General features: G+C 73.7%; 25 protein-coding genes. 14 read left to right on the top strand and 11 right to left on the bottom strand.

The window, feature by feature from the left end; genetic code table 11:
• Window positions 1-11: 11 nt before the first annotated feature.
• On the bottom strand, window positions 12-821 hold the full coding sequence (locus OG898_RS10525; protein ID WP_266956376.1) for an SURF1 family protein: 810 nt from the start codon (window positions 819-821) through the stop codon (window positions 12-14).
• Window positions 822-864: 43 nt separating this feature from the next.
• Entirely contained in the window at window positions 865-2682 is a 1818-nt protein-coding gene (locus OG898_RS10520; protein WP_266956374.1) for a prolyl oligopeptidase family serine peptidase, read from the bottom strand.
• Window positions 2683-2802: 120 nt separating this feature from the next.
• On the opposite strand from OG898_RS10520, the gene OG898_RS10515 reads away from it, so the two are divergent.
• From OG898_RS10515 to OG898_RS10505, 3 genes are read left to right on the top strand one after another with little or no spacing between them, the layout of a single operon-like run.
• Complete coding sequence (locus tag OG898_RS10515) at window positions 2803-2970, top strand: hypothetical protein (protein ID WP_250744890.1); 168 nt, start codon at window positions 2803-2805, stop codon at window positions 2968-2970.
• 26 nt (window positions 2971-2996) lie between these two features.
• Window positions 2997-4304: a cytosine deaminase gene (codA, locus tag OG898_RS10510; RefSeq protein ID WP_266956372.1), complete on the top strand. Its 1308-nt coding sequence runs from the start codon at window positions 2997-2999 to the stop codon at window positions 4302-4304.
• Window positions 4305-4310: 6 nt separating this feature from the next.
• The gene (locus OG898_RS10505; RefSeq protein ID WP_266956370.1) at window positions 4311-4910 is read left to right on the top strand and encodes an HD domain-containing protein; all 600 of its coding nucleotides are present in this window, start codon (window positions 4311-4313) and stop codon (window positions 4908-4910) included.
• A 63-nt stretch (window positions 4911-4973) separates the two neighbouring features.
• On the opposite strand, the gene OG898_RS10500 is transcribed toward OG898_RS10505, so the two are convergent.
• Together OG898_RS10500 and OG898_RS10495 are read right to left on the bottom strand one after the other, a co-directional pair.
• Entirely contained in the window at window positions 4974-5420 is a 447-nt protein-coding gene (locus OG898_RS10500; protein WP_250744887.1) for a DoxX family membrane protein, read from the bottom strand.
• Window positions 5421-5553: 133 nt separating this feature from the next.
• The gene (locus tag OG898_RS10495) at window positions 5554-6654 is read right to left on the bottom strand and encodes a sulfite oxidase (protein WP_266956368.1); all 1101 of its coding nucleotides are present in this window, start codon (window positions 6652-6654) and stop codon (window positions 5554-5556) included.
• A gap of 102 nt (window positions 6655-6756) precedes the next feature.
• Between OG898_RS10495 and OG898_RS10490 the strand changes: the two genes are divergently transcribed.
• Window positions 6757-7146: an SHOCT domain-containing protein gene (locus tag OG898_RS10490; protein WP_266956366.1), complete on the top strand. Its 390-nt coding sequence runs from the start codon at window positions 6757-6759 to the stop codon at window positions 7144-7146.
• A gap of 82 nt (window positions 7147-7228) precedes the next feature.
• On the opposite strand, the gene OG898_RS10485 is transcribed toward OG898_RS10490, so the two are convergent.
• Both OG898_RS10485 and OG898_RS10480 read right to left on the bottom strand, forming a co-directional pair.
• Entirely contained in the window at window positions 7229-7879 is a 651-nt protein-coding gene (locus OG898_RS10485; protein ID WP_266956364.1) for a sigma-70 family RNA polymerase sigma factor, read from the bottom strand.
• 223 nt (window positions 7880-8102) lie between these two features.
• Window positions 8103-8873, bottom strand: coding sequence for a hypothetical protein (locus OG898_RS10480; protein ID WP_266956362.1), 771 nt, complete (start codon window positions 8871-8873; stop codon window positions 8103-8105).
• Between the two features lie 367 nt (window positions 8874-9240).
• Here OG898_RS10480 and OG898_RS10475 point away from each other — a divergent pair, with 367 nt between their 5' ends.
• The 3 genes from OG898_RS10475 to OG898_RS10465 all read left to right on the top strand — a co-directional run bounded on the left by OG898_RS10475 (window position 9241) and on the right by OG898_RS10465 (window position 12320).
• A complete protein-coding gene (locus OG898_RS10475) occupies window positions 9241-10404 on the top strand; it encodes an MFS transporter (protein ID WP_266956360.1) in 1164 nt (387 codons plus the stop codon).
• Window positions 10401-11477: a sugar ABC transporter permease gene (locus OG898_RS10470; RefSeq protein ID WP_323184835.1), complete on the top strand. Its 1077-nt coding sequence runs from the start codon at window positions 10401-10403 to the stop codon at window positions 11475-11477. The genes OG898_RS10475 and OG898_RS10470 overlap by 4 nt, the downstream gene beginning before the upstream one ends.
• Before the next feature lie 69 nt (window positions 11478-11546).
• Window positions 11547-12320, top strand: coding sequence for a hypothetical protein (locus tag OG898_RS10465; protein WP_250744880.1), 774 nt, complete (start codon window positions 11547-11549; stop codon window positions 12318-12320).
• A gap of 3 nt (window positions 12321-12323) precedes the next feature.
• Here OG898_RS10465 and OG898_RS10460 read toward each other — a convergent pair whose 3' ends face one another.
• Window positions 12324-13517, bottom strand: coding sequence for an acyl-CoA dehydrogenase family protein (locus tag OG898_RS10460; RefSeq protein ID WP_266956356.1), 1194 nt, complete (start codon window positions 13515-13517; stop codon window positions 12324-12326).
• Window positions 13518-13730: 213 nt separating this feature from the next.
• Here OG898_RS10460 and OG898_RS10455 point away from each other — a divergent pair, with 213 nt between their 5' ends.
• Both OG898_RS10455 and OG898_RS10450 read left to right on the top strand, forming a co-directional pair.
• Window positions 13731-15542 (top strand): CoA transferase, encoded by a 1812-nt coding sequence (locus tag OG898_RS10455; protein WP_266956354.1) that lies wholly within the window; start codon window positions 13731-13733, stop codon window positions 15540-15542.
• Window positions 15539-17263 carry a class I adenylate-forming enzyme family protein gene (locus OG898_RS10450; protein ID WP_266956352.1) on the top strand — a complete coding sequence of 575 codons (1725 nt, stop codon included), beginning with the start codon at window positions 15539-15541 and terminating at the stop codon, window positions 17261-17263. Before OG898_RS10455 ends, OG898_RS10450 begins: the two co-directional genes overlap by 4 nt.
• A 102-nt stretch (window positions 17264-17365) precedes the next feature.
• Here OG898_RS10450 and OG898_RS10445 read toward each other — a convergent pair whose 3' ends face one another.
• Genes OG898_RS10445 through OG898_RS10435 form a run of 3 tightly spaced genes read right to left on the bottom strand, consistent with a single transcriptional unit; the run spans window position 17366 to window position 19673 of the window.
• Window positions 17366-18208: a metal ABC transporter solute-binding protein, Zn/Mn family gene (locus OG898_RS10445; protein WP_266956350.1), complete on the bottom strand. Its 843-nt coding sequence runs from the start codon at window positions 18206-18208 to the stop codon at window positions 17366-17368.
• Window positions 18163-19053 carry a metal ABC transporter permease gene (locus OG898_RS10440; RefSeq protein ID WP_250744875.1) on the bottom strand — a complete coding sequence of 297 codons (891 nt, stop codon included), beginning with the start codon at window positions 19051-19053 and terminating at the stop codon, window positions 18163-18165. Before OG898_RS10440 ends, OG898_RS10445 begins: the two co-directional genes overlap by 46 nt.
• Entirely contained in the window at window positions 19050-19673 is a 624-nt protein-coding gene (locus tag OG898_RS10435; protein ID WP_250744874.1) for a metal ABC transporter ATP-binding protein, read from the bottom strand. Before OG898_RS10435 ends, OG898_RS10440 begins: the two co-directional genes overlap by 4 nt.
• 315 nt (window positions 19674-19988) lie before the next feature.
• Between OG898_RS10435 and OG898_RS10430 the strand changes: the two genes are divergently transcribed.
• From OG898_RS10430 to OG898_RS10410, 5 genes are all read left to right on the top strand, one after another.
• A complete protein-coding gene (locus OG898_RS10430; RefSeq protein WP_250744873.1) occupies window positions 19989-21473 on the top strand; it encodes a vanadium-dependent haloperoxidase in 1485 nt (494 codons plus the stop codon).
• Between the two features lie 172 nt (window positions 21474-21645).
• Entirely contained in the window at window positions 21646-22164 is a 519-nt protein-coding gene (locus OG898_RS10425; RefSeq protein WP_250744907.1) for a DM13 domain-containing protein, read from the top strand.
• Window positions 22165-22223: 59 nt separating this feature from the next.
• Window positions 22224-22700, top strand: a complete 477-nt coding sequence (locus OG898_RS10420) for an SRPBCC domain-containing protein (RefSeq protein ID WP_266956346.1) — start codon at window positions 22224-22226, stop codon at window positions 22698-22700.
• A 588-nt stretch (window positions 22701-23288) separates the two neighbouring features.
• The gene (locus OG898_RS10415) at window positions 23289-23465 is read left to right on the top strand and encodes a PGPGW domain-containing protein (RefSeq protein ID WP_266956344.1); all 177 of its coding nucleotides are present in this window, start codon (window positions 23289-23291) and stop codon (window positions 23463-23465) included.
• A gap of 247 nt (window positions 23466-23712) precedes the next feature.
• Window positions 23713-24777, top strand: coding sequence for a CdaR family transcriptional regulator (locus tag OG898_RS10410; RefSeq protein ID WP_266956342.1), 1065 nt, complete (start codon window positions 23713-23715; stop codon window positions 24775-24777).
• 9 nt (window positions 24778-24786) lie between these two features.
• On the opposite strand, the gene OG898_RS10405 is transcribed toward OG898_RS10410, so the two are convergent.
• Window positions 24787-25008, bottom strand: coding sequence for a hypothetical protein (locus OG898_RS10405; RefSeq protein ID WP_266956340.1), 222 nt, complete (start codon window positions 25006-25008; stop codon window positions 24787-24789).
• Between the last annotated feature and the right edge of the window lie 8 nt (window positions 25009-25016).

Below are 25016 nucleotides of genomic sequence, written 5' to 3'. Positions count from 1 at the left end.
ACGGACGGACGTTACGCGGAGCCGGCCCCGGCAGGGGCGGGCTCCGCCGGGTCCTGCTCCGCCGGGGTCTCGGTGAGGAGGCCCGCCTCCGTGTCGCGCAGGGTCTCCACCTCGCGCCGGTACAGCCGGAACCACATGAAGAGCACGAACGCGGCGAAGACGAACCACTCGCCGGTGTAGCCGAGGTTCTGGAAGGCCTTCAGGTCCAGCCCGGTGTTGGCCGGAGCCCGCGCCGGCACCGGAGTCATCCCGTCGGCGGGCGTCTGCACGGTCAGCCAGGCGTCGTACAGGCCGTACGGCACGATGTTGACGAGCGAGGCGGCCCCGATCACGCCGAGCTGCCCGGCCGGCAGCCCGCCCACGGAGTACACGCCCTTGCTGGTGGAGTTCTCCGAGGCCTGGAGCGCCCCCGTCACCTCGACCCGCCCGGTCGGCGGGGCCGGGGCCCGGCCCGCGTCGGCGGCTCCGGGCAGCCAGCCCCGGACCACGGGCACGGCCTTGCCGGTGTCGGTCTTGAGCAGGGTCAGGACGTAGAAGCCGGACTTCCCGTCGAGCCGCCGCTCGGGCACGAGCAGCTGGTCGGCGTACTCCCCGGAGACCGAGGCGAGCCGTCCGGAGGTCCGCTTGTCCACCGGGAGCAGCGAGTCCAGCGGCGCGGCCCCCTGTTCGGCGGGGCGTGCGCTGGTCGCCTCCTTGTGGGTGTCGACGCGGTCCTCGAACCGGCCGAGCTGCCAGGTCCCCATGAACAGGCAGAAGGGAACGCCGAGCGCGACGAAGACGTTGATCCCCCACCAGCGCGGGGTCAGGAGAAACCGGTGCACCCCACCACCGTACGGGGGGTGCACCGGTCCGCCGTTGCCGGGGCTAGCGCGGCAGGTGCTTCAGCGCGAAGTCGATCTCCATCCGGACCTGCTTGATCCGCTCCTCCACGACGAGCGAGCCGTGCCCGGCGTCGTAGCGGTACACCTCGTGCTCCGCCCCGCGCGCCGCCAGCCGGTCCACGTAGTTCTCGATCTGCTTGATGGGGCAGCGCGGGTCGTTGAGCCCCGCCGCGATGTGCACGGGCGCCTTCACCGCGTCCACGTACGTCAGCGGCGAGGAGGCCTCGAAGCGCTCCGGGACCTCCTCCGGGGTGCCGCCGAAGAGGGTGCGGTCCAGGGACTTCAGCGCCTCCATCTCGTCGTGGTACGCCGTCACGTAGTCGGCGACCGGTACGGCCGCCAGCCCCACCGCCCAGGCGTCCGGGTGCATGCCGAGGCCCAGCAGCGTCAGGTAGCCGCCCCAGGAACCGCCGGAGAGCACCAGGCGCGCCGGGTCCGCGAGGCCGGAGCCCACCGCCCATTCCCGTACGGCTTCGACGTCCTCCAGCTCGATCAGGCCGACCCGGTGCTTGAGGGCGTCGGTCCACTCGCGTCCGTAGCCGGTCGAACCGCGGTAGTTGACCCGGACGACCGCGAAACCGTGGTCGAGCCAGGCCGCCGGGGTCGCGGCGAAGGCGTCGCTGTCGTGCCAGGTGGGGCCGCCGTGGATCTCGAAGACGGTGGGGAAGGGCCCCTCGCCGTGGCCGACGGGCCGCTGGGCGAGCGCGTGGATCCGCCCGCCGGGGCCCTCCACCCACACGTCCTCGACCGGTACGGAGCCGGGCGGCCGGAAACCGGGAGGGTCGAGCACGACCCCGCCCGCGGTCGACCGGATGACGGAGGGCTCGGCCGCGGAGGACCACTGGTACTCCACCGACCCGTCGGGCCGCGCCGTCGCACCCGATACCGTCCCCGGCGGGGTGTCCAGCCGCAGCAGTTCCCGCGCGGCCAGGTCGTAGCGGAAGAGCTCGCTGCGCGCCTCGAAGCCGTGCTCGATCAGCAGCGCGGACCCGTCGGGGTACCACTCGGCGCCGACGTCGCCCGGCAGGTCGACGGCCAGCCCTTCCTCGGTGCCCGCGGCCACGTCCCACACCATCGGCTCCCATCGGCCGCGCCGCTGGTGGCCGACCAGCAGCCGGGTGTCCCCCGCGACGGGCGCGAAGCCGAGCACCATGAGGCCCAGCTCCTCGGTGCCGCCCCGGGAGTCGTCCAGCTCGGCGACGGTGGCGCCGTCCAGGGTGATCACCCGCAGGGCCGAGTGCATCGCGTCGCCGTGCTCGGTGTGCTCGACGGCGAGCAGGGTCCCGTCCCGGGACAGGTCGCCGACGCCGGCCGACTCGCGGTGCCGGTAGACGACGGCGGGCTCCGTCCCGTCGGGCCGGACCACGTGGATCGTGGTCCCGTCCTCGTCGGTGGAGCGCCCCACGACGGCCGTGCCGTCCCGCCCGATGGCCAGCCCGGCGGGGTAGGAGGCCTCCAGCCCGGGGGTGGCCGGCTCGTCGGGGCCGCCCGCGAAGGGCTGGCGGACCCAGGTGCCGAACTCGTCGCCGTCGGTGTCGGAGAACCACCAGACCCACTCGCCGTCGGGGGAGAGGGTGCCGTCGGTGGTCCCGTTGGGCCGGTCGGTGGCCTGCCGCTGGACGCCGGTGGCGCGGTCCCAGGCGTAGAGCTCGTAGGTCCCGGTGGCGTTGGAGACGAAGAGCGAGCGGTCGGGCGCGTCCTCGGCCCATTCGGGCAGTCCCACGCGCGGGGCCCGGAAGCGCTTCTCCCAGTCGGGCACGGGGTCGGTGGTGGCGGTGGTGTCGGCGCTGGCGTCAGTCATGCACCCCATGTAACCGGATCGGCCGCGGCCCGTCCCCCGAGATGCCGACGGGGCCGAACGGGCGCAGGGTGGTGTGCGTACGCGGTCCCGCGTACGAGGCTGCGCGGAGGAGTGGCGGTCATGGCGAAGAAGGCGCACAAGGGGCAGCACGCCCACCAGGACTCCGAGCGTGCGATGGCGAAGAACACCGCGGCCGAGGCGCGCGCGAAGGCCGCCGTCCGCGATGTGCAGTCGGTCGCCGCGAAGACCCGGGGCATGCAGCAGAAGGCCCAGGCCAAGCGGGGTTGAGCCGGGTCGGGCCGTAGGCTGACGCGATGCGGATGATCGTCCGGGGCGCCCGGCTGCTGCACAGCGAAGGCCTGCACGACGTCGAGGTCGCGGAGGACGGGCGGATCGCGCGCGTGCTCCCGTACGACGACCAGAAGGAGCCGCCGGCGACGGGGGTGCTGATCGAGGCGCACGGCGGGCTGCTCAGCGCGCCCTTCGTCGAGCCGCACATCCACCTCGACACGGCCCTGACGGCCGGAGACCCGCGACCCAACGTCTCCGGGACCCTCTGGGAGGGCATCGCCTGCTGGAGCGAGCGCAAGAAGACCCTGACCCGCGAGGACGTGATCGCGCGGGCCACCGAGGTGCTCCGCTGGCAGGCGGCGCAGGGCGCCCTGCACGTGCGTACCCACTGCGATGTCACCGACCCGGCGCTGACCGCGCTCGACGCGCTGCTGGAGGTGCGCGACCGGGTCCGGGACGTGATGACCCTGCAGATCGTCGCCTTCCCGCAGGAGGGCATCGTCTCCTTCCCCGGCGGCGAGAAGCTGCTGCGCGAGGCCGTCCGGCGCGGGGCCGACGTGGTCGGAGCGATCCCGCACTTCGAGGACACCCGGGAGGACGGGGTGGCCTCGCTGGCCGTCGCCTTCCGGCTCGCCGAGGAGCAGGGACTGCGGGTGGACGCGCACTGCGACGAGATCGACGACGAGCAGTCCCGTTTCGTGGAGGTACTGGCCGCCCACGCCCTGCGCTCGGGACTGCGCGGGCACGTGACCGCCTCGCACACGACGGCGATGGGCTCCTACGGCGGCGCCTACAGCTTCAAACTCCAGCGCCTGCTGTCGCGCTCCGGGATCAACCTCGTCTCGAACCCCTTCGCCAATCTGAACCTCCAGGGCCGCTTCGACGCCTACCCGAAGCGCCGCGGCCTCACCCAGGTCAAGGAGATGCTGGCGGCGGGGGTGAACGTGGCCTTCGGCCACGACGACGTGATGGACCCCTGGAACGCGCTCGGCACCGGCAACCCGCTGCAGACCGCCCTCGTCGGGATCTACGCCGCCCAGCTCACGGGAGCGGACGAGATCCCGGTGGCCTTCGAGATGGTGACCGAGCGCGCGGCGCGCGTCCTCGGCCTCTCGCCCTCGGAGTACGGGGTCCGCCAGGGCAACCCGGCCTCCTTCGTGCTGCTGCCGGCCGAATCGCCCACCGAGGCCGTCCGCCGCCAGGTCCGCCCCCGCTACGTGGTCTCGCGCGGCACCGTCCTCGCCGAGACCCCGGCGGCTCCGCCCCGGCTGCTGGCCTGGCCGGGGGAGGAGGGGCCCTCGGAGGTGGACTTCCGCCCCCGCCTACGCTGACCTGCCATGACCTTTGTGACATGGACTCTTGACACTCCGTCCGGCCGGGCCGCGCTGGAGATCGCCTCCGAGTACACGGACGGGGCGCTGCTGAACCACTCTGTCCGGTCCTACGCCTTCGGGGCCGAATACGCGGACCGGCACGGGCTCTCGTACGACCGCGAACTGTTCTACGTCAGCGCGCTGGTGCACGATCTCGGGCTGACCGCGCCCTTCGACAGCCACACCCTGCCCTTCGAGGAGGCGGGCGGCCACGTCGCACGCGTGCTGACGGCGGGGCTGGGCTGGCCCGCGGAGCGGCGGGCGCGGGCCGAGGAGATCATCGTGCGGCACATGCGCGAGGACGTCACGGCCGCCGAGGACGTGGAGAGCCACCTGCTCCAGATCGGTACGACCGCGGACGTCTCCGGGGTCGGCGTCGGCGACGCCGACCCCGTCTTCACGGCCGCGCTGCTCACGGAGTACCCGCGCCTCGGCTTCGGCGACGCCTTCTTCGCGCTGGTCAGCGAGCAGGCCGCGCGCAAGCCGCAGTGCGCGGCGGCGGCCTACGTGGCGAGCGGCGCGAAGGAGCGCATCGCGGCGAACCCGCTCGACCGGCGGGGCTAGGCCGTCGATCCGGCCGGTCCAGCCGATGAGGTCGATCCGGTCGATCCGGCCGATCCGGCCGGTCTAGAAGAGCCCGAGCGCGTTGTCCAGGGACCAGACCTGCCAGCCCATGGCGAAGAAGGCGACCCCGGAGATCAGGGCCATCATGAGGTTCTGCCCCTGCTCGCCCCAGTCGTGGATCATCAGGATCAGGTAGACCAGGTTGAGCAGCAGCCCGGCGAGCAGGGCTATCGGGGTCAGGAATCCGACGATGAGGCCGAGGCCCAGGGCCAGTTCGGCGTAGGCGACGAGGTAGGCCATGAAGCGCGGGTAGGGCTTCACGACGATGTCGAAGCCGCGTGTGACGAACCCCCAGCGGTGCTTCTCGGCCACGCCGGCCGCCCAGCGGATGCCGCCTCCGCCGAACCAGTCCTTCTTGTCCTTGTGCCGCCAGCTCTCCAGCCACCACAGCCCGAGCCCGATCCGCAGAACGGCGACCCATTCGGGCCCGCCGAGCCAGATGGTCTGCATCCTCGGTTCCCTTCCTCGTTCCCTCGCAATGATCTGACGATGTGTCAGTTTCGGGGAAGGGGAGGGGCGTGGCAAGGGGTTGGCCGAGCGGATGGCCGAGGGGGCGGGGGAGGGGGCGGGGAGGGGGTGGTGCTCAGCGGCACACGACGGAGACCGCCTGGGCCTGGTTGTTGCCGAAGCCCCCGCGGTTCCACGGCTGTTCGAGCGGCTGCGTGCGTCCCGAGGCGTCGGTGGCGCGGACCAGGAGGGTGTGGCTGCCCGGGACCGCCGTCCAGTCGGCGTGCCAGCCCTGCCAGGCGTACGGGTGGCCGCCCTGCGGCAGCACCTCGGCGTCGGCCCATCCGGCGCCGCCGTCGGTGCTCAACTCCACGCGCACGACCGGCCCGTGGCCCGACCAGGCGCGCCCGGCGAGCCGCACGGGGCCGGGGCCGACGACCCGGGTGCGGGACATGAAGTCGGGGAATCCGGGCGGGATCAGCAGGGCGCGCGGGGCGATCCGGGTGACGGGCTCGCCGGGTTCCCCGGCGCTCTGCCTGTACCGGTAGGCCGTGGCCTGCTGGTACCCGCCGAACGCGGTGTCGACGAGCTCGATGTCGCGCAGCCACTTCACGTGGGCCATGCCGTACCAGCCCGGTACGACCAGCCGGAGCGGATGCCCGTGCTGCGGCGGCAGGGGCCCGCCGTTCATCGTGTGGGCGAGCAGGACGTCCTCGCCGACGGGCAGCGGCAGGCTGCGCCGGTAGTCCTGCTCGACGCCCCGCTCCACCCCGTGGTCGGCGCCCGTGAACACCGCCTCCACGGCGTCCGGCGCCACCCCGGCCTCCGCGAGCACCGCGCGCAGCGGCACCCCTGTCCACTCGGCCGTCCCGACCGCCTCCACCAGCCAGGGCTGGCTGACCGGCCGCGGGGACAGCCGGGCCCGCCCGTTGCCGGCGCACTCCATGGTGACCCGGTGGGTCACGGAGGGCAGGGCCCGGAGGTCGCGCAGGTCCAGCTCCAGGGGGGTCCGGAGGCGGCCGCGGAGGGTGAGGCGCCAGGTGTCGGGGTCCGTGTCCGGGATGTCGTAGTGCACGAGGACGTAGTGCAGCCCGGCCGGCGTGACCTCGTACCGCATGGCCTCCAGCGGGAGTCCGTGGTTGCGCGCGGAGAGCGCCAGCTCGTCCTGGCCGATGCCCTCCCCGGGGGCGGCGATCCGGCCAGGGGGGCTGATCCCGGTGAGGGGGCGCTCCTCCATGGGGTCATGGTCCCGCGCCGGGGGCGGACCGGCTACTCCGCGTGCGGATCACCTCAGCGGGCGGTATGAATTGATCTGTCCCTTATGTGATCGGAGTGAAGCGTGGACGACTATCCACTGCTCAACCTGTTCTGGACCATGCTGTGGCTCTTCCTGTGGGTCATGTGGTTCTTCCTGCTGTTCAAGGTGATCACTGACATCTTCAGGGACCACGAGCTGCACGGCTGGGGCAAGGCGGGCTGGCTGATCCTGGTGCTCCTGCTGCCCTACATCGGCGTCCTCGTCTACCTGATCGTCCGCGGCAAGAGCATGAGCCAGCGCGACGTGAAACAGGCGCAGGCGAACGAGAAGGCCTTCCAGGACTACGTCCAGAAGGCCGCGGGCCCACGCAGCAGCCCGGCCGAGGAACTCGCGAAGCTGTCCTCCCTCAAGGAGCAGGGCCACCTGACCCAGCAGGAGTTCGACAAGGCCAAGGAGAAGCTCCTGGCCTGAGGGCCGCCCTCCCTGTCCTCCCTGCCCCGAACGGGGGCCCGGCCGCGATCTCGCGGTCGGGCCCCCGTTCGGGCGTTCCGGATCAGGCCGCGGCGGGGTCCGTGTCCTCCAGCAGGTCGATCAGGGACGAGCGGGCCCGGGCCACGCGGGAGCGGACCGTGCCGATCGGACAGCCGAGCATGAGCGCCGCCTCCGCGTACGGGAGGCCCATGAGCTGGGTGAGGACGAAGACCTCGCGGCGCTCGGCGGGGATCGCCGCCAGGAGCTCCGCGAGCGCGACACCGTCCTCGAAGCCGGGCACGTCGCGGGGCTGGCTCTGTTCGGCCGCGGTCTGCCAGTCGTCTCTGTCGGCGATCTTGGGGCGGGCCGCCTTGTGGCGCAGGCTGTCCACCACCGTGCGCCGCGCGATGGAGAGCAGCCAGGTACGGGCGGAGGAACGGCCCTCGAAGCGGTGGAGGCTGCCGAGGGCGCGCAGGAAGGTCTCCTGGGTCAGGTCCTCGGCGGACTGCGGGTCCGCGCTGAGGTAGGCGACGTAGCGGCGTACGTCCCGGTGCAGGGCGCGTACGAACTGGTCCACCGCGGCGGGATCGCCGTCGCGGGCGGCGAGTGCGAGGAGGGTGACGGCCTCGTCGGGGCCGGCGGCGCGGCGGGTGGTGGGGACGGGGGTGGGGGCGGGTGCGGTGGGGAGAGCGGCGGGGGCGGTGGCCGGGCGCGTGAGCAGGGCAGTGGTCATCGACTGTGTCCTTCGGGGAATCCGGCCGGATTCGATGCCGCAGCGAGGGGTTCGCGGGAGCGCGGGCAGCACTGTGCCTTCGGTGCCAGGAGCGACAGCACCCTGGAGCGCGGCATCGTGGGGCCGGGGAACGGGTGGTACGGCCTGCCGGACGGCATGACCGATGCCCGAGGCGCGGTACGGGTACGGGTGTTCCGCCCGTGGCGCGTCGGGGAGCCGGCTGTCAGACGACAGCGATCCCGTGAGGTGGGCCCCGTGAGGTGAGGGCGTCGGCGAGCAGCAGCCTGCGGGGCGTACGGACCCGGTGGTTCCGGGCGGGGCGGACGCGGGGCCGGTGCGCGGGCGCGGGGAGCCGGAAGATCAGGCGCAGCGGTACGAGGAAGCGGGCGGCGACGGCGCGCAGGACGCGGAAGGCGCCGCGTTCGCCGTGTGCGAGCCAGAGGCCGCAGATCAGGGCGGCCAGGAGGTGGCCCGCGAGCATGCCCGTCGGTGACATGGAGCCCATGGCGTGCTCGGTGGGTATCGGCAGGGCCGTCGCGATGGGCGCGGAGCTGTCGGCCATGCCGTGCATGCCGTGGGTCCCGGCCACCCCGTGCACGTCGTTCTGCAGGACGTGTCGGGCGGTGGTGCCGGTGGCCGGCCGTGGCGTTGCCTGCGGGCGGAGCAGGGAGGGAGCGTCGCAGAGCAGGTACCGGGTCCAGCGGCGGCCCAGTGAGGCCAGCGAGGCCAATGAGGTCAGGGAGGCCAATGAGGTGCCGGGTTGCTGCGGTCGGGCCGCCGCGGCCTGGGCGAGCGAGAACCCGCCGTGCAGGGCCGCTTGGGTGCCGACCGTCGCGGCGACGACGGCCGCGAAGCCGCGCTCCCGCCCGGCGAGGATCCAGCCGGTCGCCGAGGTTCCGGCGAACGCCGCGGTCATTCCCCACCAGGGGACGGAGGTCCCCGACATGAGGATGTGCCCGAGGGCCGAGAGCAGCACGCAGGTGGCCGCGAACATCGCGGCCCGTACGGCTCGGCAACATCGACCGGGTGTCATGGCCGGGCCATCGTTGCACCGGCCGGTCGGGGACGACAGAGGGCATCAGGTTTTCTCATCGGCCGGAAACCGCGTACCGGTGCGGTGTGGTGCACGCCACAACAGGCCCTGGGAACCCGGGCGTTCACCGGTCCGACTCCTGTCCCGGACACAGGACTGAGGGCTGAGCGCGGGGTCGAGGCCCGGGGGCGCGCGGCGAGAACGGGACGGGTGAGCGGTGGTGGAGAGAGACGGGGCGGTGAAGGCGTCCGCAGGAGCGGCAGGAGCGGCAGGAGCGGCAGGAGCGGCAGGCGCGGCAGGCGCGGCAGGCGCGGCAGGCGCGGCAGGGGTGGCCGCGGGGCCGACGCGCGGCCTCACCGCCTTGCTGACCGGAGCCATGGCCTTCTCGATGCTCCAGCTCTTCCTCCTCGGTGCGCTCGGTCCGCGCCTGGTCGGGGAGTTGGGGGTGTCGCCCGCCGTGCTCGGCTGGACCACCACGGTCGGGTTCGGGACGGCGGCCGTGCTGTCCCCGCTCGGCGGGAGGCTCGTGGACCGGATCGGGCCCCGCCGCTCCCTCGTCCTCCTGCTGTCGGTGTCCGCAGCGGCGCTCGCGCTGATCGGTGCCGCGCCCGGCCCCGGGTTCCTGCTCGCAGCCGTCGGCCTGGGCGGGCTGCCCCAGGCCCTGGCCAATCCCGCCACCAACAAGGCGATCCTCGCCGCGGTGCCTCCCGGCCGCCGGGGGCCGGTGACCGGCATGAAGCAGTCGGGCGTCCAGCTGGGAGCCTTCGCCGCCGGGCTGCCGCTCACGGCACTGGCCGGCGGGGTCGGCTGGCGCGGGGCGGTGTGGACGGCCGCCGGCACGGCCGCGCTGGCGGCGGTGTGGACGCTGCGCGCCCTGCCCGCCGACCCGCAGGCGGCCCCGGCCGGACCCCGCGCCTCGCTCGTCCCGCGGGGTGCCATCGCCTGGCTGGCGGTGTTCTCCCTGTTCCTGGGCTGCGGGATCGCCTCGGTCAATACGTACGTGGCCCTCTTCGGTGCGCAGCGCCTCGGCATGGGTCCCACCGCGGCGGGTGCGCTGGTCGCGGTGCTCGGCGTCGCGGGCATCGCCGGGCGGGTCGGCTGGTCCAAGGCGGCCCGTCCGGGGCGGGCCGAGTGGCTGCCGGGCGGCCTCGCGGCCGGCGCGGTGGGAGCGGCCGTCCTGCTGGTCGCGGCGCCGGGCGCGGGTCCGCTGGTGTGGGTGGCGGCGGTGGCCGTCGGGGTGTTCGCGGTGGCGGCCAATGCCGTCTCGATGGTCCTGGTCATGCAGCGCGGCGCCCCCGGCCGGGCCGGTCAGGACTCCGCCCTCGTGGCCGCCGGGTTCTTCACCGGCTTCGCCGTCGGCCCCCTCCTCTTCGGCCCCCTGGCGAACGCCGGCCGCTACGGGACGGGCTGGCTGCTGGTGGCGGCCGAGTTCGGCGCGGCCTGCGCGGTCGGGGTGACGTGGTCGGTGCGGGAACGGAGGCGGGGGCGTTGACGGTTCCGGCGGCCGAGTGGGCGGAGCGGGCGTTGGCGGAGGTGCTCGGGCAGGTCGCCTCCACCGCGGACGCTGTCGGCGAGCGGTTCCCGCTGTACGCGGACCCGGACACGGGGGAGTGGACGACGACCGGCCGGGGTTCCTGGGCCGGCGGGTGCTGGGCGGGGCTGTTGTGGCTGAGGGCCCGCAGCACGGGCGCCGCACGAGACCGGGCCGCCGCCTCCGCCTGTACCGCGCGGCTGGCCGGCTGGGTGGACGCCGACACCTCCGCGCGCGGGCTGATCCTCTGGTACGGGACCGCCCTGGCCGTCGAGGACGCCGCGGCGCAGGAGCTGCGTGCGCGGGCGGCGGAGGCCTGTTCGGCCGCGCTGGACGAGGAACTGGGGCTGCTGCCCTGGGGATCGGCGTTCGGCGGGCCCCGTCTGCTGGCCCGGGTGGACGGGCTGCCGGGCACGGTCCCGCTGCTCGCCCTGGCCGGCCCGGCCGCCGCGGCCGCGCACCTCCGGCAGCACCTGGCCCTGTGCCTCCCCGGCTCCGGGACGGAGGCCTGCCGGGCCCGTGACCTCGTACCGGCCTGGTCCCACGAGGGGCGGGCGGGCTGGCTGGCGTGCCCGGAGCCGGCTCCGGGCTGGAGCCGGGGACCGGCCTGGCTGCTGCTCGCGCTGGCCGACGTACTGCACCGGCCCGCCGTTGCCGCATGCCTGCCCGGGGATCCGCGGGGGCTGGCGGAGCGGCTCGCCGACGCGTGGACGGGGCCGGGTGCGCCCCTCGTACCGGCTGCGGACGCGGCCCGGCCGGACGGGCCCGTGGACACCTCGGCCGCCGCCGTCACGGCCGTCGCGCTGCTGAAGCTGTCCCTGCTCCCCGGGCCCCGGGCCGAGGCGTACGCGCGCCGCGCGAAGGAGATCCTGCAGCACCTGGCCGACCGTCATGTCGTCCGGGGCCGCCTGCTGAACGGTTGCTACGACGCGGACAAGGGACTCGCCGTCCGGCACCAACTGGTGTGGGGAGACTTCTTCTTGGCGCTGGGTCTGGCCGGATCGGCCGGGCTGGCGGACCTACGTACGGTCTGACGAACACGGAGACGTATTCGTGATCGTTCCGCGTGCAACCCCACCGCCGGTACGAGGGTCGATCAGGACATGGCCTCTTCCCAAGTCCTCAGCAAGGGGAACTCCTCCGCGACCCTCGGCCCCGACCGCCTGATCGTCAAGCAGGGCCGGCAGCGCAAGGAGATTCCCCTCGAAGCCGTATCGGAAGTCCGCGCGGGCGGCGACACGGTCCTCCGGGTGGTCCTGACCGATGGAGTCGTGCACCGGCTCGACGGCGACAACCCGACAGCCACCGAAGCGTTCCGCGTCGCCCTCGACGAAGCCCTGCCCGCGGAGCGGAACCCGGCGGGCAGTTCCCTGGTCGTCACCGAGCGGGAGCCCTCCGCGATCAAGGCCTGGCAGGTGTGGGTGGGGATCCTGCTCCTCGCCGCCGGGTACATCGGCTACGTCGTCTGGGTGGGGCACTCCGCCCCGGATCCGCAGGCCTGGCCCCTGGTGCTCTTCGCGGTGTTCCCGCTGGGCCTGGGCCTGCCCCTCACCCTCGGCATCCTGTTCAAGACCGTGGAGCGGGTGGTCCTCGCCCGGCGCGGCATCACCGTCCTCGGCGCCATGACCTACCACGCGAACGGCAGGCAGCGCGGCTCCTACGTGTTCACCGACACCGACGGCAACGAGCACATCCACCAGCCCACCTTCGGCGGCTCGTCGGAGAACCTTCAGATCGTCTACGACCCCCGCAGCCCCGGGGACAACGCCCCCCGTCGCCCGCTGCCCGAGGTACTGCTGATGTACACCTTCGGCTGGCTCTTCTCGCTGGGATTCCTCGCCCTGGGCGTGTTCATGGTGGCGGCCCCCTTCCTGTGAGGCCTACGTCCCGTATCCCCCCAGCACCCTCCGGGCCACCCCCGTGATGTGCAGTTCGTCCGGGCCGTCCAGGATGCGGGCCGTACGGCCCGTGCGGTAGAGGGCGGGCAGGGGGGTGTCGGGGCCCAGGCCGGCCGCGCCGTGGACCTGGATGGCCGCGTCCGTCACCTGCTGGAGCATGCGGGCGGCCGCCACCTTGGCCAGGCCCACCTCCACGTGCGCGTCCCGCCCGGCGCTGATCGCGGCCACGGCCTCGTGGACGAGCGGCCGGGTGGTGCGCAGCGCCAGGAGCGACTCGAAGACGTGGCTCTGCACCAGCTGGTGGCTGCCGAGCGGACCGCGCGATCCGGTACGGGAGTTCACGCGTGCGCACATGAGGTCGAACGCGCGCTGTGTCTGGCCGAGCCAGCGCAGACAGCGCAGGGTGCGGCCCAGTTGGAGCCGTTCCGCGGCGATGTCGAGGGCCCGGCCGCGTGCGCCGAGGAGGTGGTCGGCGTCCACGTGCACCCGGTCGAACTCGATCTCCCACTGGCCGGCCCCGCCCAGCACCGGTAGCTCCCGTACCACCCGGAAGCCCGGCGCCGAGGTGGGAACGACGAGCAGGGACAGGCCCGTACGGTCTCCCGGCCGCCCGTCGGTGCGGGCCAGGACGGTGACCAGATCGGCTTCGGCGGCGTGCGAGGTGAACCACTTGCGGCCGCTGACGGTCCAGCTGCCGTCCGCCCGTTCCACCGCGCGCGTGGCGGTGAGGTACGGGTCGGTGCCCGGGGTCTCCGGGTCGGTCATGGCGTAGCAGGCGCGCAGTTCGCCGGACGTCAGCCGGTGCGGGTACAGGGTGCGCACCCGGTCGGTGCCGTGCCGCCACAGCATCGTCGCGTCCAGCAGCGGCGCCGATCCCAGCGCCGCCGGTCCGTGGTCGCTGGCCCCCTCGGCCTCGGCGAGGCGCGCGTAGCGTGCCAGATCGAGGCCTTGGCCGCCCAGTTCCCCGGGGAGCGGGAGGGCCCAGAGGCCCGCCTCCTTCGCCCCCGCCTGGAGCTTGCGCAGGGCCGCCGCCGCGGCGGGGCCGCCCGCGTCGAGGACGGGCTCGTGGGGCATGACGTGCGTGCGGACGAAGTCTGCGACCCGGTCCTTCAACTCCTGCTCGGTGCAGGCCGGTTCGTGCGGGGAGTGCGCCGCGGTCCCTTCGTCTTCCGTCATCTCGGTCTCCATCACTTTCCTCCAGCACGCCGGGAACCCGTGGGAACGGCAGTCCGACTGCCTTCCCGTGGAACTGGTCGGGCGGGCCCGCCCCTTGGTTCCCGCGTACGGACCCCTGTGCGGGACCTCTGTACGGGATCACCTGCACGGGACCACCTGTACGGGATCACCTGCGGCGCCGGCCGATCGCCGGGCCGGGAGAAGAGGAGAGGCATGGCGTCACCCGCCGTCACCCAGACCGCTCGGCCGCTCGACGGGCTGCGCTTCACCGCCTCGGGACCGCCCGCGCTCGCCGGCCCGGTGGCCGAGCACCTGAGGCTGCTCGGAGCGGTCGCCGCGGAGGCCGGACCGGCCGCGGGGGGCGACCCCGGGGCGGCCCGCGTCACCTTGGCGGACACCGATCCGGGCCTCCCCGCGACCGCCACCGTCGCCTGGGCCTCGCCGGAGGCGGCCCTGGGGGGCGTCACCGACGAGGCGACCGCGCAGGCCGCGACCGGGATCATGGCCGTGCACGGCCGCCGCGACGGCCTGCCGCGGGGGCTCGCCGTCGACTACGCCACCGCCGCGACGGCCGTCCTCACCACGCAGGGGCTGCTCGCCTCCCTGCTGGCCCGGGCCAGGGGGTGCCACGGCGCCGCCGCGCAGCCGCACACGTACGTGGACCGGGCCGGGCTGCTGGTCGTGTCCCAGTACCTCGCCGCGAGCGGCGCCGACGAGGGCGAAGCCGTCGAACTGGCTCCCGGCGGGCCGCCCTTCACCGCGGCCGACGGCACGCTCTTCGAGCTGGAGACCCTGGATCCGGGCGCCTGGGCGGGATTCTGGCGGGCCCTGGACGCCCCCGCCGACGCGGTACGGGCCGGCTGGCGGCCCTTCCAGTTCCGGTACGCCACCGCGTGCGCGCCCTTCCCCGGAGCCCTGCACGCCACCACCCGGGCGCACGGCTGGCAGCGGATCCGCGAGGCGGCGGCCGCTTCGGGTGCCGAGGTCTGCCGGCTGCGGACCCTGGAGGAGCGCGCCGCCGAGGACGACGGAGCCGCCCCCTGGACCCTGGCCCCGTACGGCCCCGGCGGCCGTGTCCGCCCGCATGCGGCGCCCACCGCGCCGGGCCCGCTCGCCGGGACGACCGTCCTGGAGGCGGGCCGTCGCGTGCAGGCGCCCCTCGCGGCCCATCTGCTCGGGCTGCTCGGCGCCGAGGTCGTCCGGATCGAGCCGCCGGGCGGCGACCCGCTGCGCGGCATGCCGCCCGCCTGTTCGGGGATCTCCGCACGCTGGCTGGCCCTGAACCGGGGCAAGGGTGCCGTGGAGATCGACATCAAGTCGCCCGGCGACCGGCTGCGGCTGGCCGAGCTGGCGGCCGGAGCCGACGTGTTCCTGCACAACTGGGCCCCGGGGAAGGCCGCCGAGCTGGGCCTGGACTCCGCCGACCTCGCGCGGGCGAACCCGGCGCTCGTGTACGCGTACACCGGCGGCTGGGGCACGGGCCGGATCGCCGATCCGCCGATGGGCACGGACTTCATGGTCCAGGCCCGTACCGCCGTCGGCGAGGCCGCCCGGCCCGAGGGCGAAGTCCCCGCGCCCTCCCTGATGACCCTGCTCGACGTACTGGGCGGGCTGCTCGGCGCCGAAGCCGTCCTCGCGGGCCTGCTGCTGCGCGAGCGCACCGGACGCGGGGTCCGCGTGGACTCCTCGCTGCTCGGCGCCGCCGACCTGCTCACCGCCCCGGCCCTGCTCCGCGCCCGGCGCGGGGAGCGCAGCCGCAGGCCCGCGGGATTCCGTACGCCCCTGCGCACCGCCGACGGCTGGATCGCCCCGGCCGATGCGGACGCCCGCGCCGCGGCCCTCACGCACGGGCTCGCGGAGCTGTCCACCGAGGACGCCCTGCTAGCCCTGCGGGAGCGCGGTCTCGGCGCGACCGCCGTCACCACCGACCTTGCCGACCTGCACCACGACCCGCGCTTCGCCGGCTCGATCAGCCGGGACGCGCACGGTGCCCCTGCCGTTCCCGACCCCTGGAGCTTCGTATGACCGTCGCACTGCACGATCTGCTGCCCGTGGGCCTGCGCCGCTCGTGGGCGGTCGACGGAACCTGCCCCGACCTCGACCTCTACAGCCTCTTCCGGGCCCGCCAGATCTCCGACCTCCACCGCACCGCGGTCGTCGATGCCAAGGGCACGCTCTGCTACACCGCGCTCGACCGCAAGGTGCGATGTCTGGCCACCGGCCTCGCGGAGCTCGGCGTACGGCCCGGCGACGTGGTCGGGGTCCAGCTCCCCAACGGCCGCAACGCGGTCATCGCCGACCTGGCCCTGGCGGCCCTCGGAGCGGTGGCCCTGCCCTTCCCCGTGGGCCGGGGCGGCCAGGAGGCCCGCGGCCTGCTGCGCCGTGCCGAGGCCGTCGCGGTGATCGCCGCCGTGGAGCACCGGGGCCACCACCACGCCGCCGACCTGCGGGACCTGGCCCCCGAACTGCCCGCGCTGCGCCATGTCATCGCGGCCGGCGGAGCGGCGGGCAAGGAGCCTGAAGGAACGATTCGGCTCGCGGCGCTGCTGCGCTCCGACCCGGCCGCCTTCGTTCCCGCCCGGCCCGACCCCGACAGAGCCGCCCGCATCCTGGTCTCCTCGGGTTCCGAGGCGGAGCCGAAGATGATCGCGTACTCCCACAACGCCCTCGCCGGCGGCCGCGGCAACTTCCTCGCCTCGCTGATGCCCGACGGGACGCCCCCGCGCTGCCTGTTCCTCGTGCCGCTCGCGTCCGCCTTCGGCTCCAGCGGCACCGCGGTCACCCTCGCCCGGCACGGCGGAACCCTGATCGTCCTCGACCACTTCACGCCGGAGGCGGCCCTCGCGGCGGTGCGCGAGCACCGGCCCACGCACGTCCTCGGGGTGCCCACGATGATCCGCATGATGCTCGACCGCCTGGAGGCCGAGGCATCCGCGGGCGACGCCCCGCCGCTGCCCGCACCCACCGCCCTGATCCTCGGCGGCGCCCCCCTCGACGAGACCACGGCCGAGAGCGCGAGCCGCGCCTTCGGCTGCCCGGTCGTCAACCTCTACGGCTCGGCCGACGGGGTCAACTGCCACACCGGACTGGGCGCCACGGCACCGGAGTCCGAGGGCACGGGCATCGCCGCCGGCCGCCCCGACCCCCGGGTCGCCGAGATCCGGATCACCGACACCGAGACGCACGAACGGCTCCCCGACGGCGCGATCGGGGAGATCATCGCCTGCGGCCCCATGACCCCCATGTGCTACGTCGCCTCCCCGGACCTGGACGCCCTGTACCGCACGCCCGAGGGCTGGGTCCGTACCGGCGACCTCGGCTTCATCGACGAGGACGGGGTCCTCCACGTCGTCGGCCGCCTCAAGGACATCGTCATCCGCGGCGGCGCCAACATCAGCCCCGCCGAGGTGGAACGGGACCTCTCCTCCCACCCCCTCGTCCGCGACGTCGTCTGCGTCGGGGTCCCGGACGAGGTGATGGGCGAACGCCTCGCCGCCTGCGTCGTCCCCCGCGGCGCGCAGCCCCCCACCCTCGACTCCCTGGCCGGACACCTCACGCTCCGCGGCCTCGACCGACGCAAGCACCCCGAGCGCCTGCTGCTGCTGGCGGAGCTCCCGCTGACCCCGGCCGGCAAGCCCGACCGCGCGGCCCTGCGCGCCCGCCTCGCGAACGGCGCGCCCGGCCCGGAGGCCACCACGGCCCGCCCCGAGCCGGTCGCCGCGGCGCCCGCCGGGGTGGGCGCGTAGACGAGGGCGGGGCGGCCCCCGGTGGGACCGCCCCGCCCTCCCGGCGTACCGGGGCACCGGCCCCGTACGCCGATGCCCCGCTCCGCGCTGCCCCGCTCCGCGCTACCCGGCGGAGCCGCCCGCCTTGGCCATGGCCTTCTTCAGCTCGATCCCCGCGTTGCGGTAGACCGGCAGCAGGTCCAGGTCGTTCCCCGGATAGTTGACGATCTTCACCTGCTGAGCACCGGAGTCGGGCAGGACCGTGCCGGTCGACATGTGCGCGTTGTCCAGGACCAGCGCCGGCTTCTTCGCCGACAGCTCGGCCAGCTGCGCCGGGGTCACCGCCTCGGGGCCGTAGGTGCCCACCGTGGTGGCGCCCGCCAGCTTCGCGGACCAGGCGGTGAACACCTGGCTCACGACCGCCGGGCTCTTGCCGCCGGGCCAGGCGGCCTGGACGTCCTTCGCGACCCGCCCGTACTCGGCGTCGAAGTCCGACGCCCACTTCGCGGCGGTGCCCGGCGTACCGAACAGCGCGCCCAGCCTGGCGACTTCGGCCTTGACCTTGTCGGCGTCGTTGTCGAGGCTCACCTCCACCAGCTTCGCCTTCGACCCGGCGGCCTCCTTGATCTTCGCGGCGTACGGCTCGAACGGCGCGTACAGCACGAAGTCGGCCCCGGCGACGGCGGCGAGGTCGGAGGGCTTGGGGTCGTAGTCCGGCGCGTGGTGCACGGACTGCGGCACGATCACCTTGACGTTCTGCGCGCCCGCGGCCTTGGCGAAGGCGCCCTCCCAGGTGGTCGTCACGACGACGACCGGAGGGCCCTCCTTGACGGTGTCACCACCACGCCCGGCGTCGTCGGTGTCGCCGTCGCTGTTGCCGCAGCCGGTCACCAGGGCCAGTGCCAGGCCCAGTGCCGTGCTCAGTGCGAGGAGGGAAGTGCTGCGGACGCGGGTTCGCGGCGCCATGAGCTGATTCTCCGTTCGGGTACGAGGTGCACCGCGAGGACGAGCGCCCCCGCGGTCAGGACGAGGACGGGCCCGGGGGGCCAGTCCAGCCGGAGGGCGATGAGGAAACCGGTCAGGTTCACGAAGACGCCGATGCCCACCGCCCACCCGGTGATCGATTTCAGCGAGGTGCCCAGCCGGCGCGCGGCCAGGGCGGGCAGCAGGGTCAGCGCGTCGACCAGCAGGGCGCCGGTGAGCTTGATGGCCCCGGCGACCGCGACCGCGACGAGCACCAGCAGGACGGTGGTCAGCGCCCGCACCGGCACGCCGGAGCACTGCGCGAGCTCGCGGTCGTACAGCAGCAGCGCCACCTCGCGCCGCCGCCACCAGAACAGGCCGGGCACGAGCACGGCCAGCACGCCGAGCACCACGAGATCGGCGCCGCCGACGGACAGGATCGAGCCCCACAGCAGCGCGAACGCGCCCGAGGCGTTCACCCCCGAGACCGCGAGGAGCAGCAGCGCGGCGGCGATCGCCAGGCTCATCAGCAGCCCCATCGCCCCGGACAGCCCGTCCGGGGTCCGGGCCAGCGGGGCGACTCCGGCTCCGGCCAGTGCGCAGGCCACCAGCGCGCACAGCATGGGATCCAGTCCGGTGAGCAGTCCGACGGCGATGCCCAGCAGCGCGACGTGCATCATCGCGAAGCGCACCGGCATGATGTCCAGCCCGACGATGACCACACCGATCACGGGCAGCCCGACGGCGGCCAGCAGCAGGGCGAAGCCCGCCCGCTGTACGGGGGCCAGCTGCAGCAGGGTGCCGAGGTCGGCGCTCGCCAGGGAGACGGCCGCGAGGGTGGCGCTCACCGGACCTCCCGCAGTCGTCCGGCGGCCATCTCCAGCACCCGGTCGCAGCGTTCCGCGAGCGCCCGGTCGTGCGTGACGACGACGAGCGTCACGGGCAGCGCGGCCAGTACGTCGGCGGCCTCGTCCTGCCCGGCGAAGTCCAGGGCGGCGGTCGGCTCGTCGGCGAGCAGTACGCCGGCCCCCGCGGCCACGCAGCCGATCGCCCGGGCCAGGTACATCCGCTGCAACTGCCCGCCGGACAGGGTGTGCAGCGGCCTTCCGGTCAGCGGTCCCACCCCCAGCCGGCCGGCGGCCTCGGAGGCCGCGCGGGAGTCCCCGCTGCTGGCGAGGAGTTCGCCGCCCAGGAGCGGGAAGCGTCCGGCGGCGGGCTTCTGCGGGATCCACGCGCACGCCCGCCGCCGCCAGGCCGGGTCGCCCGTACGGCCGCCGACCAGGATCTTCCCGCTGACCTGCGGGTGCAGTCCGAGGACGGCGCGCAGCAGGGTGGTCTTGCCCGATCCGTTGGTGCCGGTCAGCGCGACGCGCTCGCCGGCGGCGATCTCCAGGTCGACGCCGGCCACGGCCTCGACCCGCCCGTGCCGGCAGCCCACCCCCTCCATCCGCACGTCCAGCCCGCCCATCCCACGTCCCTCCGCTGTCACCGGCCGTCTCTCCGCATGGAGTTGGTCGGCCGGAAGGGCCCCGCAGTTCCGACGACCGCCGATCTGCCGGTGGCGGACCGGTGGAGCGGTTGGCGCAGGGATGGGCGAAGGGGTGGGCGCAGGGATGGGTGCAGTGGCGGGCGCAGTAGCCGCTTCACGCCGTCCAGCCGGGCGGGACCGGCCATTCCGCACGGGCGTTCCATTTTCTACAAGCGTCCGGGCCCGCCCCGGGCCATGATCGCGCCGCCACCTCCCGTGGTGATCAACACGCCTGTGATCAAAGGGAGTCGAGCCATGCCCGAGAACGTCCGCACCCCTCGCCGCGCGCTGCGCAGCGCCACCCTGCGCAGCGCCACCCGCCGGGTCGCCCTCCGGCACCGCGCCCTGGCGACCGCGGTCGTCCTGGCGGCGACCGGAACCGTCCTCGCCGCCGCCCCCCAGCCCGCCCAGGCCGCGCTGCCGGCGCAGTCGATAGCCGACCCCGTGCACTACTGGAACGACGTGCTGCAGAACGTCTTCCGCCGGGTCGGCGGCGGGCCCGTCCCGATGGCCCGCTCGGCCGCGATGATGAACGCCGCGATCTACGACGCGGAGTCCTCGTACCAGCTGAAGTGGAAGGGCAAGATCACCTCGGAGCCGTACATCAAGGCGGAGAACTACCTGGGCTGGGCCGAGGGCCCGGACGAGGAGGAACGCGTCATCGGCCGGACGGCCTACAACATCCTCCTCGGCCTCTACGGCAACAAGCAGAGCCGCTACGCGGACCAGACGCAGTACCTCGACTCGCGCTTCCGCGAGCGCTTCGGCACCGAGCCCACCGCCGGCGACTTCCTCGACCTCACCGTGGTCGGCCCGATGGTCAAGCAGATGACCGACGCCCGCACCGGCGACGGCTCCGACAACCCCCAGGTCTACGTGGGGGACAACAAGCCGGGCGCCTGGCGGCCGACGAGCTACCCGGACATGCCCGACGCCTCCTGCGACGAGGACAGCGACGCGATCAGCCCGTTCTACGGCCAGGTCAAGCCGTTCTCGCTGGCCTCCGGCTCCCAGTTCCGCCCCACCACCCTGACCCAGTACGGCTCGTACGAGGCCCTGGTGGCGAGCGACGCGTACAAGCAGCAGGTCGCGGCGGTCCGCGCGGCCGGCGCCGACAAGCCCACCGCGGCCACCCCGGTGATCAACCGGACCCCGGACCAGCTCGCCGCCGCCTGGTTCTGGGCCAACGACAACAACGGCACCTACAAGCCGCCGGGCCACATGCTCCAGGCCACCCGCGAGGTGGCCAAGGCCCGCGGCCTCGGGGTCTACGCCAACGCCCGCCTCTTCGCCCTCGTCTCCCTCGCCATGGCCGACACCGGGATCGCGGTCCGCGACGCCAAGTTCGCCACCCCCATCGACCTGTGGCGGCCCGTCTCGGCGGTCCGCGAAGGCGGCCTCGACCCCCAGTGGAAGCCGCTGCTGAAGAGCCCGACGGGCGTCAACGTCAGCCCCTGCTTCCCCGCGTACGTCTCCGGCCACGCCTCCTTCGGCGGCGCCTGGGCCGGGGTGATGAAGCGCTACTTCGGCAGCGACAACATCTCCTTCGACCTCACCACCGACGAACCGCAGGCCCCGGTCAAGACCCGCCACTTCACCAGCTTCAGCGCAGCCGGCAAGGAGGACGCCGACAGCCGCATCTGGCTCGGCGTCCACTACCCGTGGGACGCCACGGACGGCCTCGTCCTCGGCGACAAGGTCGCGAACCAGGTCTTCACCACCAAGCTCCGCACCCTCTGACCCCGCCCCGGCCGGATGCCGTAAGCCTTTCGTCATCCGGCCGGGCCTGGCCCCGCCCCGCCCCCGCGCGTTGAATGCCCAGGACGACCGAACGCGACGAGGGGCCGGACAAGTGACCCAGAACCAACCGCAGAACCGGGGCACACGCAGGCCCCGAACCGTCCGGACCGTCCTGACGGCCCTGGCCCTCCCGGCAGCCCTCCTCCTGGGCCTCGGCCTGTACTGGTTCCAGCCGTGGAAGCTCTGGCAGAACGCAACGGTCCACGAGTCCCTCCCATCGACGTCCTCCTCCTCGCCCACCCTCTCGCCCACCGCCCAGGCGACCCCGCAGCCCCTCGCCCAGACCCTCGCCCAGGGCTCGCTGATCAGCCACGAGCACACCACCACGGGCACGGCGAAACTCATCCGCCTCCCCGACGGCTCCCACACCCTGCGCCTGGAGAACCTCGACACCAGCAACGGCCCGGACCTGCGGGTCTGGCTCACGGACGCCCCGGTGAAGGAGGGCACGGCGGGCTGGCGGGTCTTCGACGACGGCAAGTACGTCAGCCTGGGCAAGCTCAAGGGCAACAAGGGCGACCAGAACTACGCGATCCCGGCCGACGTGAACCCGTCCGCGTACACCAGCGTCACCATCTGGTGCGACCGCTTCGACGTCTCCTTCGGCGCGGCGGCCCTCACGACCGCATAACCGGCGACGCCGCGCCCGCGGCCGGGCGGGAGCCGCCCCGTCACGGGACAATGTCGCCCATGACGACCCCCGCGACCCCCGCGACGCCGATGGACACCGTCACGCTGGAGCGCCGCATCGAAGCCCGCCCCGAAACCGTCTTCGCCCTCTTCACCGACCGGGAGAAGTGGCTGTCCTGGATGGGCGCCGACGGCACGTTCTCCTTCGAGCCCGGCGGCTCGTACCGCATCCGGGTCACCGGCGAGGACGTGGCCTCCGGCCGCTTCCTGACGATCGACCCGCCGGAGCGCCTCGTCTTCACCTGGGGCTGGGAACAGGGCGTCCTGCCCGTCCCGGCCGGCTCCACCAGGGTGGAGATCACCCTGGAACCCACCGACCAGGGCACCCTGCTCCACCTGATCCACAGCGGCCTGCCCACCTCGGAGTCGTGCGAGGCCCACGCGGAGACCTGGCAGCACTACACCGACCGCCTGACCCTCCGAGCCGAAGGCACCACCCCCGCCCCGGACCCCTGGCCCCACCAGCCCACGCCCTGACCCTCCATGGCCCCGCACCGCGCAGGCAGGCGCCCGGACAACAGCCCCAGAAACGCAGGAAGGAAGGGCCCGATCCGCGATGCGGATCAAGCCCTTGACCTGGTCTTACGAAGTCGGGGTGGCGGGATTTGAACCCACGACCTCTTCGTCCCGAACGAAGTCCGGCCGTCCGCCGACGCTGCACGTTTGGAATAGGCCCAGGTCAGGGCGTTGGTGTCCCGTGGTCTGAGTGGGCCTTGAGGGCCCTTTCGGGGAAGATCATCTCCCAGATTTCTCCCAGTCGCCAAGGTCGAGCGTCTGATCGAGGCGTGCTTCTTGAGGGTGGTGATCGCGTTACCGGCGAACTGCGGAAGGTGTCTGAGGCGTGGTGCCCGCTGATACCGGCTGTGCGCCGAGCACGGCAACTCGCCAGCCGAAAGAGGACTTCGCATGACGCAAGCTGATGTGGCTCCTGAGGTGCGTCCGCTGCTGGGGACCGACGGTTCTTCCACGGAGCGCCTGCACGGAGTGGTCTGCGTCGCTGTACGGCGGTCCGACCTCATGGGAGTCTGGGGCCACGACGTCCTACTCCCTGCCAGGAGCCATCCCATGACTGGCCGTTCCCGCAGCGGGCCGCTTTCCCCGCTCTTCGCCTTCGGCGCCGTCCTGACGGCGGCCGGAGCGGCGATGTATGCGCTGCCGGGCCACGGCCTGCTGATGTGCGCCCTGGGAGCTCTCGTCCTCGCCACAGCCACCGCGGTGTGGCTAGCCGCCCAACACCGCTGAACCAAGCGCGTGACCGGACCCAACCACCGGCCCGGATGCCGCCCCCCGATTCTTCGGCTCGGCATCCGGGCCGTGCTGGGTTCCCCCCGTCGCCTGATCCTGCCCGTGCCGTGCCCGGCCGCGCATTGCCGGTGACCGGCAGTCTTGACGCGGCCCTGATGCCGGTGGCGGCGCCCGCCGGTGCACGTGTCACCCTGGTCCCCGCGTCAAGGACGTGTCATGGAGTTGCCAGGATCGGGGGAGGGCCATGGCCGACGGGGCCGCACTGGCGGAGCATATGGCGGGGTACGTCGAAATCCTGCTCGACGCCTGCGTCACGGGTCGTAGGCTCAGCCGTGCCGAGCTGGATTCCCGCAGGGTGCAGGGCACACGGGCTGCGGAGGCGGGACTGGCCCTGCGCGGGCTCATCCGGGACCATCTGACTGCGGCGCGGGAGCTACAGCCGCGATTGCCGTCCGGGGCTACGGGAGCGCTGTTGGCCGCTGTAGAGCAGGCCGTGGACGCCTTCGCCGAAGGGTACGAACGGGCCCAGCACCAGGCAGTGCGGCAGGAGGAGGCCGCGCGCCGGGAGTTCATCGACGATCTGCTGTACGGCGGCAGTGATCTGGGGAGGCTGGTCGAGCGGGCCGAACGGTTCGGGCTGCGGCTGTCGCAGGCCCACGCGGTCGCGGTTGCCGAGGGCCCGGAGCCGTACGGTGACGGCTACCCGGTGGCCAGGGGGATCGAAGAGACCGTCCTGGCCCGGTTCGGCAACCGGCAGCTCCTGCTGACCACGAAGGATGGGCGGCTGATCTGCGTGGCCCCCGGTGATCAGCCGGATGTGCTCGCCTTCTTCGGCAAGCAGGCGTACGCCGCCACCGGCGGCGGGCGGGTTGCCATAGGCCGTTCCCACCCAGGGGCCGGAGGGGTCGTCCACTCGTATGAGGAGGCCCTCAACGCCCTCGAACTGGCGGAGAGGATGGGTCTGGAGGGCCCGGTGCTGCACGCCGCCGACCTGCTGGTCTACCCGGTCCTGACCCGGGACCGGCAAGCCATGGCAGACCTGGTGGAAAGCGTGCTCGGCCCTCTGCGGAACGGGCGCGGCGGTGCCCAACCCTTCATCGACACGCTCACCGCCTACTTCGACAGCGGATGCGTGGCGACCGAGGCGGCCCGCCACCTGTCGCTGAGCGTGCGTGCCCTGACCTACCGGCTGGAGCGCATCCACACCCTCACCGACGCCGACCCGACCAACCCCGCGAACCGGTACACCCTTCAGACCGCGGTCATCGGCGCCCGCCTCCTGGGCTGGCCGGGCGAAGCCGGGGCCTGAGCACGGCCCTCAGCGCCGCCGCGGGAGCCGGTAGCGGGTACGCCACCGCCGACGCAGCCACGCGCCGATCTCTCCCAGAGCGACCAGCAGAGCCGCGCTCGCGGCGCAGGTCACGACGGACGCGGGCTGGTGGCGGATCTGCCCGCCGCACCACAGGAGCAGGGTGAGGGTGGCCCACCACAAGACGATCGATATGGCTTCGGTGGACCGGTCGCGACGGGCCATGCGCATGCCTCTCC

The sequence above is a fragment of the Streptomyces sp. NBC_00193 genome (assembly GCF_026342735.1).
GTDB classification, from domain to species: domain Bacteria; phylum Actinomycetota; class Actinomycetes; order Streptomycetales; family Streptomycetaceae; genus Streptomyces; species Streptomyces stoeckheimensis.
This window is presented reverse-complemented; position numbering and strand designations above follow the sequence as displayed.